The organism is Rhizobium sp. 268 (assembly GCF_036571585.1).
Lineage (GTDB): Bacteria > Pseudomonadota > Alphaproteobacteria > Rhizobiales > Rhizobiaceae > Rhizobium > Rhizobium redzepovicii.
The window spans coordinates 106,700-121,297 of record NZ_JAPPSO010000006.1 but is presented as its reverse complement, the minus strand read 5'-3'; the positions used below and the strand labels follow the sequence as shown (position 1 = coordinate 121,297).

Sequence of the window (14,598 nt, the reverse complement as noted above, 5' to 3'; positions counted from 1 at the left end):
GGCACCGCCCGGCCTTGACCCTTTCTGCTGTTTCCCGGTTTTGGAGCGGGTGAAAAATTGGGAACGGACCTGCATGCGCCTTTGGGCCGCAACCGCAAAGCCGGCCGCCGGCGCCCGGGTGTTCTGCGCCTCGGCCGCATCGCCGCCAGTCTTTGTCTTTTCGCGATAGGCGGCTTTTCCCTCTATACGGCGTTTCGCGGCGATGGGCTCGAACGCACCAAACCACCGGCGGCCGGAGAGGCCGCAACGCCACCCTCCAATACCGCTCAGCCACCGGCGACGACCACCAACCAGGCGGCGGACGGCATGCCGCGCGCCGAACCGCGCTCGGGCGCCAATGTCGAACAGATGGTCACAGGCGACGGCTCCGTCGTCACCAAATACAGCCCCCGCCCGCGCGACGGCAGCGGGCCGGTGCTGGTGGATGCCATGCAGATCGGCCAGGATCCGCGCATGGCGGCCCAGCCGAATGAAGCACTGCTCGAAGACACCCCTTTCGGCAGGCTGCCGATCGTCGGTCCCGATGGCCGACGGCCGATGGACCAATATGCCCGTCCCTCGTCCGGCGCGCGTGGCGTCCGCATCGCCATCGTCGTCAGTGGCCTCGGGCTCAGCCAGACCGGGACGCAGCGCGCCATCGCCGAATTGCCTGAGGAAATCACCTTCGCCTTTGCCGCAAGCGGCAACAGCCTGCAGCGCTGGATGCAGGAAGCCCGCCGCGGCGGCCACGAGATTCTTCTGCAGGTGCCGCTCGAGCCCTTTGATTACCCGGCGAATGATCCCGGCCCGGAAACGCTGCTGACCACGAAACCCGTGGCCCGCAATATCGAGAACCTGCACAAGGCGATGGGCGAGATCACGAATTACACCGGCGTCATGAATTATCTCGGCGGTCGTTTCCTGTCCGATTCCACCGCCATGGAACCTGTCATGCGTGATATCGGCAAACGCGGGCTGCTGTTCCTCGACGACGGCACCTCGGCGCAGTCGAAGACGGCTGATGTCGCCAAGGGAACGGAACTGCCCTATGCCTTCGCCGACCTGCAGCTCGACGGCCAGCTCGATATCAACGCCGTCCTGAAGAAGCTTGACGAGCTCGAGCGCATCGCGCGCAAGAATGGCCAGGCGATCGGCGTCGCCTCGGCTTTCGATGAAAGCGTCGACGCCATCGCCAAATGGAGCGAGGAGGCTGCGATACGCGGCATCGAGATCGTCGGCGTCGCCGCCCTTTCCAACGACCCCCGGAACCCTTGAGATCAGTCTCTTAAGCGAATCCCTGAACGGAGAAGAAGATGAGCCAGGCGACCGTGAAAGCCGAGGACCTGCCCTACCGCCCCTGCGTCGGCGTGATGATCCTGAACCGCGACGGCCTCGTCTGGGCCGGGCGGCGCATTCCCGACGGCAATTCGGAATATGACGGCTCGCCGCAGCTCTGGCAGATGCCCCAGGGCGGCATCGACAAGGGCGAGGATCCGTTGGACGCCGCCTATCGCGAGCTCTACGAGGAGACCGGCATCAAGACGGTGACCCTGCTTGCCGAAGCGGGCGACTGGATCAACTATGATCTGCCGCCGGCATTGATCGGTATCGGATTGAAGGGAAAATTCCGCGGCCAGACGCAGCGCTGGTTCGCCTTCCGCTTCGACGGCGACGACAGCGAGATCGCCATTAATCCGCCGCCCGGCGGCCACGAGCCGGAATTCGATGCGTGGGAATGGAAGCCGATGCAGGAACTGCCCAGCCTGATCGTCGCTTTCAAGCGGGGCGTGTACGATCAGGTCATCGCCGAATTCCAGCATCTGGCGACACTGCAATCGGAAGACTGATCATGCCGGGGTGACGCCACCGTTTGCGCTCGGCAAGCGGCAGGAGTTCCGGCCGCCCAAAGGCGGCCGGCATCTCGTGGTAGCTTATTCTGCCTCGTTGGCGGAATCCGCGTTCAGCTGGCCGTATTTGCTCTCGCCGATTTTCCCGAGTAGATCGAGCTGCGTTTCGAGGAAGTCGATATGGCCTTCCTCATCCATCAGCAGTTCTTCGAAGAGCTTCATGGAAACGTAGTCGCCAGCTTCGTGACAGATATCGCGCGACTTCTTGTAGGCTGCGCGGGCGTCGTATTCGCCGGCAAGATCGGCCTCCAGCACTTCCTTGACGTTCTGGCCGATGCGCAGAGGTGCAAGGGTCTGCAGATTAGGATGGCCTTCGAGGAAAATGATGCGCGCAACAAGCCGGTCGGCATGATGCATCTCTTCGATCGATTCGGCGCGCTCCTTCTTGGCGAGCTTGGTGTAACCCCAATCCTCAAGAAGACGATAATGAACCCAATATTGATTAACCGCCCCGAGCTCGAGGAACAACGCCTCGTTAAGCCGCTCGATGACTTTTTTGTCGCCTTTCAATGTCCGCTCTCCTGTTTTCCTCATGGAATTGTTTCAAGCGGGACATGAAATCAAATATTTCCGTCTCCGTCGAGTGGCGACGGGCGTGATACTCCTCCGTCGTCTGGATAATGATGTCGACGACGTTGGGGAAACAGCCGCAGCAACGGCCGCGTTTTTCCATAGCGTGATAGACCTTCGCCGGCACGATAAGCTGCCAACAGTCTTCATCGAGAAGGTTGGTGATAACCTCCCGGATTTCCTTGTCGGTTATATAATTGCAGCTGCAGACAAGCACGTCTTCATTCCAAACATGACACTGACTATCGTGTTTTCTGCTAAAGAAGATGGTGGCTGTCAAGAAAAAATTCGAGCCCCGCTTCATCGGACGCGGTGTCGGAATGACAAGCCAATGCATATCGCCCGAGATTATGCAGTGCTTCCAGGGTGATGACGCCATGAGGCAAGTGAAGGGGACCGACGATCCCGATCGGTGCTCACGCATTTTAATGGAAGTTGCGTCCGCGCGGCATCACCTCGGCGGTTTCCGCTGCGCCGGAATTGCGGCCTGTGGCCACCATCCGTTTTTCCAGCTCCGCTCTCTCCTGCGCCTGCGCAAGCTTTCTCTGCCGCTGATCGACACCTGGATTCAGCACTTCGTCTGCCCGCTCACAGACGCCGAAACGCCGAGCCTCGCGTTGCAAAATGCCGAGCGCCGGCGTCATGTCCTCGATATGCTCGACGACGGTATGGATCACGCCGCTCTGGCTTTGCAGCCTACCGCGGATTTTCACCAGCCGGGCGCCCATCACGACCGAGCGGTATGTGTCGAAGATTTTCGGCCAGACGATCGCATTGGCGACGCCGGTCTCATCCTCGAGCGTCATGAAGATCACGCCTTTGGCCGATCCCGGCCGCTGGCGCACCAGCACGAGGCCGGCGATCGTCACCCTTCTGCCGTTGGGGACCTTCAACAGATCGACATTGCGCGTCACATCCGCATGCCGCAATTCCTCGCGCAGGAAGGAGACCGGGTGCGCCTTCAGTGACAGCGAGAGATAACGATAGTCCTCGATGACCTGCTCTCCCGGCAGCATTTCCGGCAGCTTCGTTGCCGGTTCGGCCTGGAGATCGACATGACGGGCCTGTTCGAAAAGCGGCAGCTCCTCGGCCGCGCTCTTCACATCCAACGCCCGCACCGCCCAGAGCGCGTCGCGTCGTGATAGCCTCAGGGATTGGAACGCATCCGCATCCGCCAGTCGCTCGATGACGGATTTCGGCAGGCCGGACCGCAGCCAGAGATCCCGAACGGAACTGTAGCCTTTGCCTCGATTTTTGACGAGCAGCTCCATCTCTTTATCCGAGACACCCTTGATCTGCCGGAAGCCGAGCCGCACCGCGTGCCGGGCCCTGATGATCCCGCGCATCTCACGGTGGCGGAAATCGACGGCACTCGGATCGAAAGCGGCCTCTTCCAGACCGCAATCCCAGTCGGATTCGTTGATGTCGACCGGCAGGATTTTAACCCCGTGCTCGCGTGCATCCCGCACCAGCTGCGCCGGCGCATAAAACCCCATTGGCTGGGAATTCAGCATCGCCGCGCAGAAGACGTCGGGATAATAGGCCTTGAGCCATGAGGAGGCATAGACGAGCAGCGCAAAGGAGGCGGCATGGCTTTCCGGAAAACCATATTCACCAAAGCCTTTGATCTGGTTGAAACACTGCTGGGCGAATTCCTGAGCATAGCCCTTTGAGGTCATTCCCTCGATGAACCGCGTCTTGAAATTGCCGATCGTGCCGGTTCTCTTGAATGTCGCCATCGCTCTGCGAAGCTTGTCGGCCTCTGCCGGTTTGAAGCCTGCAGCAGTAATCGCGATCTGCATCGCCTGTTCCTGAAACAGCGGCACGCCGAGAGTTCTTTCGAGAACCGCTTCCAGCTCCTTGCTTGGATATTCGATCGGGATATTCTTGGCCCGCTGCTCTCGGCGCTTCAGATAGGGATGCACCATATCGCCCTGGATCGGTCCAGGCCGGACAATGGCCACCTCGATGACGAGGTCGTAGAACAGCTTCGGCTTGAGGCGCGGCAGCATGCTCATCTGCGCCCGGCTCTCGATCTGGAAGACGCCAAGCGTATCGGCCCGGCCCATCATCTCGTAAACCGGCCTGCCTTCGTCCCCATGTTCCCTGTTGCCGAGATCTGCCAGCGTCTTCTTCACACCGTAATGCCGTTCGAGCAGCGAAAAACCCTTCCGCAGGCAGGTCAGCATGCCGAGCGCCAGCACATCCACCTTGAGGATCTTGACGTTGTCGAGATCGTCCTTGTCCCATTCGATCATGTACCGATCCGGCATCGCCGTCTTCATGATCGGCACGACCTCGTCGAGCCGATCCCGCGTGATGACGAAACCGCCGACATGCTGGGTGAGATGGCGGGGGAAGCCGAGAAGCTCGGAGGCATATTTCAGCACGTTCCTGGTGACCGGATCCTTGATGTCGAGACCGGCCGCCTTTGCATCCCGCTCGGAAAGATTGTCCTCCGACCAGCCCCAGACGAGGCTGCTGATCGCCGACTGGACATCCTCCGACAAGCCGAAGGCCTTGGCGACTTCGCGGCCGGCCGAGCGGGTCCGGTAGGTGGTCACTCCAGCCGTCAGCCCGGCATGTTCTCTCTTGTAGGTTCTGTAGATGAACTGGATGACCTCTTCGCGCCGATCGTGCTCGAAATCGACATCGATATCCGGCGGTTCGTCACGATCCATCGAAATGAAACGGTCGAAGAGCAGCGTGCTCTTTTGAGGATCGACTTCCGTAATTTCGAGGCAATAGCAGATGACCGAATTTGCCGCCGATCCGCGCCCTTGGCACAGGACCTTGAGGTCATAACGGGCGTGATGGATGATCCTGTGAACCGTCAGGAAATAGGAGGCATAGTTCTTATCGCCGATGAGTTTTAGCTCATAATCGATCTGCTTCGCCACCTTGGCCGGGATACCCTCGGGATAGCGCCTTGCGGCTCCCGCCCGCGTCAGCCTCTCGAGCGTCTCCTGCGGCGTTTCGCCGGGATCGTTTTCAGGCGGATAATTATGCTCCAACTCCTTCAGCGAAAAGGTCAGTTTGCCGAAGAAGACCTGGGTATTTTCGATCGCACCAGGATAGTCCCGGAAGATCCGGACCATTTCACGTGAATCCTTGAGGTAGCGCTCGGCATTCGGCGCCAGCAGGAATCCGGCTTGCGCGATCTGCACATGCTCCCGGATCGCAATCACCACATCCGAAAGCGGCCGGCGTTCGGGATGGTGGTAAAGCGGCTGATTGGTCGCAATCAGCGGCACGCGATTGCGCGCCGCAAGCATGGCAAGCACCGCAAAGACCTGCCTGTCGCGGCCGTCATAGGCTGGCGCCAGCGCCATAAAGAAATCCTTGCGGAACCGTCTGCGAAACCGTTCCAGATAATCTTCCAGCGCCGACTGGCCCTCCTGATGATCGATAAGGGTGCGATCGGGAACCAGTGCGAGCATCATCTCGTCCCCCCATTCCATCAGCTCCGCTTCCGTCAGGATGCAGTTCCCCTTGACCGCTTCTTCCTTCAGATTGCCGGCGCTGAGAAGACGGCAGAGATTTGCCCAGCCCCGCCGATTGCGTGGGTAGGCGAGGATATCCGGCGTGTCATCTGAAAAGACCAGGCGGGCGCCCGGCTGAATCCGGATGGGCTCGAGAATCTCTTCCCGTTTCCCTTCCTTCTCCGCCTTGGCCAAGATCGCCTCTCTGTTCCTGTATCTCTCTTCGAGCTGCAGCGCCTGCGCATGCGCCCTGACCACGCCGGCAACCGAATTCCGGTCCGCAATGCCGAGACCGCCAAGCCTGAGATGAGCGGCCTGCACGACCATCTCTTCCGGACCGGAGGCGCCTTCGAGAAACGAAAAATTCGTTCTCACGCCGATCTCGAAAAATGCGGACCCGCTCTTCATGCAAATACACCGTGCATGAACCAGCGAGGATCGAGTTCGCGGCCATAAAAACCGCGACGATAGATCCAGAAGCGATGTCCGGTCTCGTCCTCGATGCGGAAATAGTCGCGCGCCTCGGCATCATCCCCATCGATCCACCATTCCATGGCGATCCGTTCCGGCCCTTCGCTTCTTGCAACCTGATGCTGCAAGCGCCGCCAGCGGAAAATCTGCGGCGGACCATCGGGCACTTCGGCAAGCATGATCTCGACCGGCTCCGGCGTGGCGAAGAGCCGCAGCGGGCGCTCTTGGCGGAAAGGAAGCTGGATATCCTGCGCCGCCATCCGCTTGGGAAGACGATCCATCACGGGAACGGTGATGACGGCGCGTTCCGGCACATGGCTCTCGCGGAGCTGGAAGCTTTGCAGGCAATCCGCACCCAGCCGGGCCGAGACCCGGTCGACGAAAACAGAAAGCGAGATCTCTCCCTGACGGTCGCCCTCGAAATCACCCTGCGCCTCATTGAAGGGATCATGCCGCAACACATTCAACCGCAGGATTTCGAAACCATAGCCAGCATCGAGATCGTCATAAACCGCCTGCAATCGCTCGGAAAAAAGCCCGGCAATGAATTTTGGTTCGCGAAGCGGCTGCGAAGCGCCGACGGCGATACGAAAAACCCTGCCGTCGACGCGGAACAGCACCAGTTCGAACACCCGCCCGCCAATCCCCCGCGTCTCCAGCGACGGCTGCAGCGATATGGCGACCTGCCGGGTGACGGCAAGGATCTGTTCTTCCGTGCCGATCGGCTCGATCAGGCGGCTTTCGGCCGAGAGGCTGGCGACCGGACGCCGCGGCGAGACCGGCTCCTCCTCGCGTCCCAGCGCCTGGTCGAGACGCAGAAGCAGTCCTGCGCCGAACCGGCGGGTCAGCGGCGCGCGCGGTGCATCGATGACGTCGCCGACATATTTCAGGCCAAGCTTCCTCAGCGCATCGACGGTTTGTCCTTCCAGCCGCAAGGCTGCAACCGGCAAGGACATCAGCACCTGCTCCGCCTCCTCGTCTTCGATCACGCCGCCTTGCCCGAAGCGCGACGCTGCCCAGGAAAGGCCTGGTGAGGATGAGATGGCGCCACGCGCATCGATCCCCATATGAAAAAGCCGCGACAGCACATCCTTGAGAAGCGCCTTTTCCCCGCCGAAGAGATGGGCGCAGCCGCTAATGTCGAGAAACAGACCGTCCTTGCCGTCGAACGCCACCAGCGGCGTATAACGGTCGCACCAGTCGGCAATGGCCTCCAGCAACCGGCGGTCGGCTGCCGGATCGTCTTCGGCGACCTCGAGCGTTGGGTACATGGCGCGCGCTTCGGCAACGCCCTGATCCTTTTTCAGCCCCAGCCGCTCTGCCAACTCGTCCAGCGCCGTCAGCCGCATGGCATTGTTGAGCTTGCCGGAACAGACGATAGGCGGTGCCTCAGGACGCCCTGTCGAACGCCAGGAGAGCCCCCATCGCCTGCGGGCGATGCGGTCCGTTGGCAGATGCGGAAAGCTGAGCGCCAGAATACGCTGACGGCTCGCCTGGAGGACGAACGAGGTTTGGCTCGGCGAGAGGGAGAAATTCGCGTTCATGGGGGTTCCACTCCAGAAAAAAGCAGAGCGGGGCCGGATTACGGCCCTTCTCCAGCGTGAGACGGAAAATCGGATTGCCGATGCTGCCGGAAAGCTTCGATTCCCCCGGCAACGGCCGCAGAGCGGATGGACCCGGTTCGACATGCAGACGGAAGGCCGCACTGCTTGCCTCCTCCGCCCCGGCCTGGCGGACAAGAAAGAGCGGACGGCGGGCAGCACGCGCCCGAAGACTGAGCCTGCGGCTTTCGGTCAGGCCGAAATGGGCGGGATTGCCGCGCACTTCGAAGATGACGGCCGAGAAGGCAGCGCTTTCCAACGCGGTTTCCACCAGCCAGAGCGCCTCGTCCAGCTTGCGCGGCGCCGCATGGAGAAACCGCTCCGGGCTCAGCCCGAAATCCCGCAGCCCGGGAGCATAGGGACGACCGGCCTCCAGCGTGCCGACGGCATCGCCGATCCAGAGCAGCGGCAGAAGCCTGCCGGCATCTGCTTCCTGCTTCTGCAGTCGCGCGGCGACAGCCATCGCCAGCCCGCTTGCCGCACCGGCATCACGCGACAGAGCGGAGCGGAATTCGGTGATCGCATCGAGGGGCAGGCCGCCTTCCAGCGCCTCGTCAAGACACTCCACCCCAAACGCCAGCGGCGGCAGACTGCATCTCCGAGCTGTCTTTCCCCCCTCTGCCAAGGCTTCCCGCTCCGCTGCCGCAAGCGCCGGCGCGGGCTTCCCCTCCAGTTTGGCGATGGTTTCGCGGAGCGCAAAAAGCCGCTCGCGCGCCAGGGCGTGCTGCGCCATGGCGTTCTCCAATCCGTATTGTTCCTGTTATGTTCTTATAGATTCCAGAGAGCTAATGAAGAGTCAACGGCCATTTTCTATGAATTTATTCCTGCCTTTGATTCCGCACTCGAAAATCGGCGATAAAGGTTCTATATGGGCCCGCAAAGGAAGGAATATTCATGGCCCGCATAGACCAGAGCGATGATTGGCGGGACCGCCATGCGCCGACGATCAGCACCTTCGAGTCGCTGGCCATGGAGGCCTATAGCCATCTGCCGGATGAATTTCGCCAGCTGACGACCAACCTTACGATCGAGATCGAAGATTTCCCCGATGACGATGTTTTCGAGGACATGGCGCTGGAAACCCCTTTCGATCTTCTCGGTCTTTTCGAAGGCAGGGGTATTTCCGAACGTTTCACGCTGGAAACCGGCGAGATGCCGAACCGCATCCGCCTCTACCGGCGCCCCATTCTCGATTACTGGGCCGAGAACGACGAGACGCTCGGCGATATCATCACCCACGTCCTGATCCACGAGATCGGCCACCATTTCGGGCTGAGCGACGACGATATGGAGCGGATCGAGGCAAGCGCCGAGGAAGCCGCCGAGCGCTAGCGCATCGGCCCGAAAATCGGAATCGATTTTCGGATAGCACGATGCGTAGATTCAACTGTTACAGCGTCCTTTGCGCGTCTGAAGACGCGCGGCGCTGTAATACATGTCGCCCGGAAAGTGTGCAGCGGTTCCGGGATAACGACGTGCACAAACAAAGAGCTGAAGCCGTGCTTCCGGCAGGACGCGTTATTGCTCGGAGAGCTTTATCTCGGGATGGTAATCCTTGCCTTCGACCGTCTTGACGACGGCCTGGCCGCACTGCATCGCGCCGGTTGCGGCATTGAAGGCATAGGTCGGCGAGCCCTCCAGCGACCAGCCCTTGTTGAGGGCGGCGGTGACCTTGTGGCAGAAGGAAGCATCGTCGGGACCGGTCAGGAAGCGGTAGAGTTTCATCAGGCGGGCTTTCTTGCAGAAATCAGGCGAGCTTTATGAACCAGAGCTTCGGCTTGGACAAGATGCAGCCGCTCGATCATCCGCCCGCCTGAATTGATGACATTCAGCCCCTGGGAAGCCGGATCGGCAAAGGCAGCGATGATCGCCTCCGCCTCCGCAATCGCTGCCGGATCCGGGCCGAAATGCCGATTGGCGGCCTCGATCTGGGTCGGATGGATCAGCATCTTGCCGGCAAAACCCATGGCCCGGCCCTGCAGGCATTCGGCATCGAACCCCTGCTCGTCCCTGAAGTCGTTGAAGACGCTGTCGATCGCATCGAGCCCGTAGGCGCTGACCGCCAGGACGACCTGCATCAGCCACGGCACGAGATAGGTTCGTCCCGGCTGCGGCAGGACGCCTGTTTCCTTGCGCAGATCATTGAGCCCGACGACGAGGCAATCGAGCCGCGAGCCCGGCGTGCGGCCGGATTCGGCGATCGCTCCAGCATTCAGCACGCCGCGCGGCGTCTCGATCATCGCCCAGATGCGCAGTTCCTCCGGCGCATCTGAATCGGCGAGCAGATCGCCCATATCGGTGATATCCCGAGGTCCGTCGACCTTGGGAAGCAGAACGGCGTCGGGCAAAAGCGCCTTGACAAGATCCAGGTCCGCCGGCCCGAATTCGGATGACAAAGAATTGATGCGGATGATCCTCTCCTTGCCCTCAAGCGGCGGGCCGGCAAAAAAGGCGCGCAGATTTTCCCGCGCTTGCCCCTTCTTCTCGGGCGAGACGGAATCCTCCAGATCGAAAATAACCGTATCGCAATCAAGCGAATGGCTTTTTTCGAGCGCTCGGAGATTAATGGAGGGCACGCTCAGCACCGAGCGGCGCAGATTTAACGAACGGCGAGGGATGGTTTGGCTCATCGATCATTAGTGCCAAGCTTCGCAAAGCCCGGCAAGACAACAAAAAGCCATGCTTGCCTTGCAGAGAGGAAAAAGAAGGACCACATTCCTTTCCGAAGAAAGGTCTAAAACCCATGCAGAACATTCGCTCCATCTTCTTCATGCTTGCCGGCGCCACCGTTTTCGTGGCCATGCTGCTTTTCACCTTCTCGGTGACGCTTGCCGTCGGCGGTATCCTGACCGTGCTGATGGTCGGACGTGCGCTATCGATGAAGATGAAGCCCGCTCCGGTGCGCGCCAAGGCAAACAATGGCCAACGCGAAATGCGCATCTGGAACGACGGCCGCGGCACGATCATCGATCTCTGAACGGCTCACGCTTAAAAAACCTGACTGACACTGTCGCATCATGCTTCCATCATACGTCTTAGAAGCAGCCGAGCATTCTGCCGGCGCTTCAAAACGAATGGAGGAAGAGCATGGATGCGACGGAAAACAATCCGGTCAAGATGCCGCCGGTCAAGAATGGCCTGCTGCCCTATCTGACGGTCGGCGGCGCTGTGAAAGCCGCGGAATTCTACAAAAAAGCTTTCGGCGCCGAAGAAGCCTATATCGTACCGGTCGACGAGAGTGGCCGGACGATGCATGTGCATCTCTACATCAACGGCAGCTCCCTCATGCTGTCGGATGCCTATCCCGAATACGGCCATCCCTTCAAAGGCCATGAAGGCTTCGCTATCCAGCTGGTTATCGACGATATCGATTTCTGGTGGGATCGCGCCGTCGCTGCCGGCGCCGAAGTCGTCATGCCGGTCGAACTGATGTTCTGGGGCGACCGCTACGGCCAGCTTCGCGACCCGTTCGGTGTCCTCTGGGGCCTGAACGCACCGACCAAGTAACGGCACATACGCAGAGGGCAGGCCGCGCGAAACGTCGCGTGGCTGCCTTTTCCAAAGATTCTCCTTCATTTCGGCGGAAAACTGGACTAGATGCAAATTCAGAAAGTAGATTTGCTGAAATGGAGCATGGGTCATGGATAAATTCGTGAAGCTCACGGGCGTTGCTGCGCCACTGCCGGTCGTCAACATCGACACCGACATGATCATTCCGAAGGATTATCTGAAGACCATCAAGCGCACTGGCCTCGGCACCGGCCTTTTCGCCGAAGCCCGTTATAATGAAGACGGCTCCGAAAATCCGGATTTCGTGCTGAACAAGCCGGCCTATCGCGACGCCAAAATCCTGGTCGCCGGCGACAATTTCGGCTGCGGTTCCTCGCGCGAGCACGCTCCCTGGGCATTGCTCGATTTCGGCATCCGCTGCGTGATCTCCACCAGCTTCGCCGATATTTTCTACAACAACTGTTTCAAGAACGGCATCCTGCCGATCAAGGTCAGCCAGGAAAATCTCGACAAGCTGATGGACGACGCCTCGCGCGGCTCCAACGCCATCCTGACCGTCGACCTTGAGAATCTCGAGATCACCGGTCCCGATGGCGGCTCGATCAAGTTCGATCTCGACGAGTTCAAGCGCCACTGCCTGCTGAACGGCCTCGACGACATCGGCCTGACGCTGGAAAAGGGTAAGGCGATCGACAGCTTCGAAAAGAAGAACGCCGCTTCGCACCCCTGGGCTGCTTAAGCCATCCAACTGGTGATCGATCAAGCCGGGCCTTCGCCCGGCTTTTTCTTTGATATCAGGTCAGAGAAACTTCTCTTTCCAGAGCCGCAGCTTTTCGAGCGATACGCCGATGCCGCCGCAGACTTCGATCAGCGGATTGTCAAAGCGGGCAAACAGCTCGGCATGCACATCGGCAACGGCAAGTGCTGCACCGCAGGCCGGCTCGACCAGAATGCGCTGCGCATCGGCAAATTTCAGACAGGCGGCAACCGCATCGGCGTCGCTGACGAGAACACTTTCGATCGGATGCTGTTTCGGCAAGTCGAAGACATGCTGCGCCACCTGCCGCGCGCCGAGCGACGTGGCAATCGAGGTGATGGCGGGCAGGGTGATACGTTCATTCGCCTTGAGGCTGGCGTTCAGCGAGGCCGCCCCTTCGGTTTCGACGGCAATGACAGGCACATCGGCAAGCCCATTGCGCTTCAACCCCTCGACAATACCGGCAAGCAGCCCGCCGCCGCCGACGCTGGTGACGACGCAATCGAATTTTGCACCCTTCGCCACCACCTCGTCGATCAGCGTCGCATGACCATCCCACAGAAGCGGATGGTCGAAGGGATGCACATAACTCGCCTTGCGGCTCTCCGCGAGTTCGACGGCATGGGCATTGGCTTCGTCGAAAACCGACCCGTGGACGAGGACATTGGCGCCCGTTGCGGCGATCGTCTGCCGGACATCGGCCGCCGTCGTTTCCGGCACGACGATGGTGACCGGCACGCCGAGCGCCCGGCCGGCATAGGCCGCGGCAATACCGGCATTGCCGCCGGACGCACAGAAGATCTCGCGCGCGCCATTTTCCACTGCGTGCTGGCAAAGCCGGCCGACGCCGCGCAGCTTGAAGCTGCCGGAAGGCTGCAGCGCATCGAGCTTCAGCCAGAGCCGCTTGCCGCTGGCGCTGTAGTCAGGCGCTGTCTGAACCAAGGGCGTATCGAGATGGAGCGGTGCTAAAGGCATGGGAAACATCCGGGGACATGGAAGGTAAGATGCCGTTCTAGCCTGTTTGCAAGCGCAGCAGCAATCATCACGACCGAAACCGAAGCGTACCGATTCACTGCTTCTCTCGCTTGAAATGCCCATTTCCGGGGTCTAAGAAACCGCAACTTGTTTTTCCAGGAGGGTTTCATGACTGTGCGCAATCTTTTCCTGCTGCCGGGTGACGGCATCGGTCCCGAGGCGATGGGCGAGGTCCGCAAGATCATCGCCTATATGAACGAGGCGATGGGTGCCGGTTTCGTCACCGACGAAGGCCTTGTCGGCGGCTCCGCCTATGATGCGCATGGCGCGGCGATCTCCGAAGCCGATATGGTAAAGGCACTTGCCGCCGATGCCGTTCTCTTCGGCGCCGTCGGCGGTCCGAAATGGGATAGCGTTCCTTACGAAGTGCGCCCGGAAGCCGGCCTGTTGCGGCTGCGCAAGGACCTTCAGCTGTTTGCCAACCTGCGTCCCGCCATCTGCTATCCGGCCCTTGCCTCGGCCTCATCTCTGAAGCCGGAACTGGTCGAAGGTCTCGACATCCTGATCATCCGCGAACTGACCGGCGGCGTCTATTTCGGCGAGCCGAAGGAGATCATCGATCTCGGCAACGGCCAGAAGCGCGGTATCGACACCCAAGTCTACGACACCTACGAGATCGAGCGCATTGCCGGCGTCGCCTTCGAAATGGCCCGCACCCGGCAGAACCGCGTCTGCTCCATGGAAAAGCGCAACGTCATGAAGTCGGGCGTGCTCTGGAACCAGGTGGTGACCGAGACGCACAAGGCGAAATATTCCGACGTCCAGCTCGAACATATGCTGGCCGATGCCGGCGGCATGCAGCTGGTGCGTCAGCCCAAGCAGTTCGACGTCATTGTCACCGACAATCTCTTCGGCGACATGCTCTCCGATGTCGCCGCCATGCTGACAGGCTCGCTCGGCATGCTGCCGTCGGCCTCGCTCGGCGCGCCTGACGGCAAGACCGGCAAGCGCAAGGCGCTCTACGAGCCGGTGCACGGCTCGGCCCCCGACATCGCTGGCAAGGGCATCGCCAACCCGATCGCCATGATCGCCTCCTTCGCCATGTGCCTGCGTTACTCCTTCAATCTGGTGAAGGAAGCCGACGACCTGGAAAAGGCGATCGCCAACGTGCTCGACAAGGGCATCCGCACCGGCGACATCATGGCCGATGGCGCAAGGCAGGTCGGCACCGTCGAGATGGGCGATGCGATCCTTGCCGAGTTCAAGACGCTGTCAGCCTGATATATTTCACGTGAAACATGGGCCCTCCGCATGACATGCGGAGGGCTGTTTATGCGGGAGCGCGA

The 14,598-nt window shown here is 60.6% G+C and carries 15 protein-coding genes; 7 read left to right on the top strand and 8 right to left on the bottom strand.

Translation table 11 applies throughout. From position 1 onward, the window contains the following. The first annotated feature begins 57 nt into the window (after positions 1–57). Together OS035_RS13565 and OS035_RS13560 are read left to right on the top strand one after the other, a co-directional pair. The gene (locus tag OS035_RS13565; protein ID WP_097625056.1) at positions 58–1,254 is read left to right on the top strand and encodes a divergent polysaccharide deacetylase family protein; all 1,197 of its coding nucleotides are present in this window, start codon (positions 58–60) and stop codon (positions 1,252–1,254) included. 38 nt (positions 1,255–1,292) lie between these two features. Next, entirely contained in the window at positions 1,293–1,826 is a 534-nt protein-coding gene (locus OS035_RS13560; protein ID WP_097625057.1) for an RNA pyrophosphohydrolase, read from the top strand. 84 nt (positions 1,827–1,910) lie between these two features. On the opposite strand, the gene bfr is transcribed toward OS035_RS13560, so the two are convergent. The 5 genes from bfr to OS035_RS13535 form a co-directional block, all read right to left on the bottom strand. After that, entirely contained in the window at positions 1,911–2,396 is a 486-nt protein-coding gene (bfr, locus tag OS035_RS13555) for a bacterioferritin (protein WP_003589587.1), read from the bottom strand. After that, positions 2,362–2,760 carry a (2Fe-2S)-binding protein gene (locus OS035_RS13550; protein WP_082366254.1) on the bottom strand — a complete coding sequence of 133 codons (399 nt, stop codon included), beginning with the start codon at positions 2,758–2,760 and terminating at the stop codon, positions 2,362–2,364. The genes bfr and OS035_RS13550 overlap by 35 nt, the downstream gene beginning before the upstream one ends. 121 nt (positions 2,761–2,881) lie before the next feature. After that, on the bottom strand, positions 2,882–6,346 hold the full coding sequence (locus OS035_RS13545) for an error-prone DNA polymerase (protein WP_097625058.1): 3,465 nt from the start codon (positions 6,344–6,346) through the stop codon (positions 2,882–2,884). Beyond that, the gene (locus OS035_RS13540) at positions 6,343–7,788 is read right to left on the bottom strand and encodes a Y-family DNA polymerase (protein WP_331813836.1); all 1,446 of its coding nucleotides are present in this window, start codon (positions 7,786–7,788) and stop codon (positions 6,343–6,345) included. Before OS035_RS13540 ends, OS035_RS13545 begins: the two co-directional genes overlap by 4 nt. Before the next feature lie 10 nt (positions 7,789–7,798). After that, positions 7,799–8,743 (bottom strand): ImuA family protein, encoded by a 945-nt coding sequence (locus OS035_RS13535; RefSeq protein WP_245426770.1) that lies wholly within the window; start codon positions 8,741–8,743, stop codon positions 7,799–7,801. 161 nt (positions 8,744–8,904) lie between these two features. On the opposite strand from OS035_RS13535, the gene OS035_RS13530 reads away from it, so the two are divergent. Further along, positions 8,905–9,342, top strand: a complete 438-nt coding sequence (locus tag OS035_RS13530; protein WP_003589582.1) for a metallopeptidase family protein — start codon at positions 8,905–8,907, stop codon at positions 9,340–9,342. A gap of 186 nt (positions 9,343–9,528) precedes the next feature. On the opposite strand, the gene OS035_RS13525 is transcribed toward OS035_RS13530, so the two are convergent. Then, a complete protein-coding gene (locus OS035_RS13525) occupies positions 9,529–9,735 on the bottom strand; it encodes a DUF1737 domain-containing protein (protein WP_003589581.1) in 207 nt (68 codons plus the stop codon). Beyond that, positions 9,735–10,640: an HpcH/HpaI aldolase/citrate lyase family protein gene (locus tag OS035_RS13520; protein ID WP_183778499.1), complete on the bottom strand. Its 906-nt coding sequence runs from the start codon at positions 10,638–10,640 to the stop codon at positions 9,735–9,737. The genes OS035_RS13525 and OS035_RS13520 overlap by 1 nt, the downstream gene beginning before the upstream one ends. A 113-nt stretch (positions 10,641–10,753) precedes the next feature. Between OS035_RS13520 and OS035_RS13515 the strand changes: the two genes are divergently transcribed. From OS035_RS13515 to leuD, 3 genes are all read left to right on the top strand, one after another. After that, positions 10,754–10,987: a hypothetical protein gene (locus tag OS035_RS13515; RefSeq protein ID WP_003589579.1), complete on the top strand. Its 234-nt coding sequence runs from the start codon at positions 10,754–10,756 to the stop codon at positions 10,985–10,987. Between the two features lie 110 nt (positions 10,988–11,097). Next, positions 11,098–11,517: a VOC family protein gene (locus OS035_RS13510; RefSeq protein WP_003589578.1), complete on the top strand. Its 420-nt coding sequence runs from the start codon at positions 11,098–11,100 to the stop codon at positions 11,515–11,517. A 133-nt stretch (positions 11,518–11,650) separates the two neighbouring features. Further along, positions 11,651–12,259: a 3-isopropylmalate dehydratase small subunit gene (gene leuD, locus OS035_RS13505; protein WP_064841181.1), complete on the top strand. Its 609-nt coding sequence runs from the start codon at positions 11,651–11,653 to the stop codon at positions 12,257–12,259. A gap of 60 nt (positions 12,260–12,319) precedes the next feature. Here leuD and OS035_RS13500 read toward each other — a convergent pair whose 3' ends face one another. Continuing rightward, the gene (locus OS035_RS13500; RefSeq protein WP_097625062.1) at positions 12,320–13,252 is read right to left on the bottom strand and encodes a pyridoxal-phosphate dependent enzyme; all 933 of its coding nucleotides are present in this window, start codon (positions 13,250–13,252) and stop codon (positions 12,320–12,322) included. A gap of 168 nt (positions 13,253–13,420) precedes the next feature. On the opposite strand from OS035_RS13500, the gene leuB reads away from it, so the two are divergent. Then, positions 13,421–14,533, top strand: coding sequence for a 3-isopropylmalate dehydrogenase (leuB, locus tag OS035_RS13495; RefSeq protein WP_012559363.1), 1,113 nt, complete (start codon positions 13,421–13,423; stop codon positions 14,531–14,533). Positions 14,534–14,598 lie beyond the last annotated feature (65 nt).

Excerpts from the sequence above, each read along its gene's own strand:
- OS035_RS13560 (WP_097625057.1), top strand. The coding sequence starts at position 1,293 with ATGAGCCAGGCGACCGTGAAAGCCGAGGACCTGCCCTACCGCCCCTGC.
- OS035_RS13550 (WP_082366254.1), bottom strand. The coding sequence starts at position 2,760 with ATGAAGCGGGGCTCGAATTTTTTCTTGACAGCCACCATCTTCTTTAGC.
- OS035_RS13545 (WP_097625058.1), bottom strand. The coding sequence starts at position 6,346 with ATGAAGAGCGGGTCCGCATTTTTCGAGATCGGCGTGAGAACGAATTTT.
- OS035_RS13535 (WP_245426770.1), bottom strand. The coding sequence starts at position 8,743 with ATGGCGCAGCACGCCCTGGCGCGCGAGCGGCTTTTTGCGCTCCGCGAA.
- OS035_RS13530 (WP_003589582.1), top strand. The coding sequence starts at position 8,905 with ATGGCCCGCATAGACCAGAGCGATGATTGGCGGGACCGCCATGCGCCG.
- OS035_RS13525 (WP_003589581.1), bottom strand. The coding sequence starts at position 9,735 with ATGAAACTCTACCGCTTCCTGACCGGTCCCGACGATGCTTCCTTCTGC.
- OS035_RS13520 (WP_183778499.1), bottom strand. The coding sequence starts at position 10,640 with ATGAGCCAAACCATCCCTCGCCGTTCGTTAAATCTGCGCCGCTCGGTG.
- OS035_RS13515 (WP_003589579.1), top strand. The coding sequence starts at position 10,754 with ATGCAGAACATTCGCTCCATCTTCTTCATGCTTGCCGGCGCCACCGTT.
- OS035_RS13510 (WP_003589578.1), top strand. The coding sequence starts at position 11,098 with ATGGATGCGACGGAAAACAATCCGGTCAAGATGCCGCCGGTCAAGAAT.
- leuD (WP_064841181.1), top strand. The coding sequence starts at position 11,651 with ATGGATAAATTCGTGAAGCTCACGGGCGTTGCTGCGCCACTGCCGGTC.
- OS035_RS13500 (WP_097625062.1), bottom strand. The coding sequence starts at position 13,252 with ATGCCTTTAGCACCGCTCCATCTCGATACGCCCTTGGTTCAGACAGCG.
- leuB (WP_012559363.1), top strand. The coding sequence starts at position 13,421 with ATGACTGTGCGCAATCTTTTCCTGCTGCCGGGTGACGGCATCGGTCCC.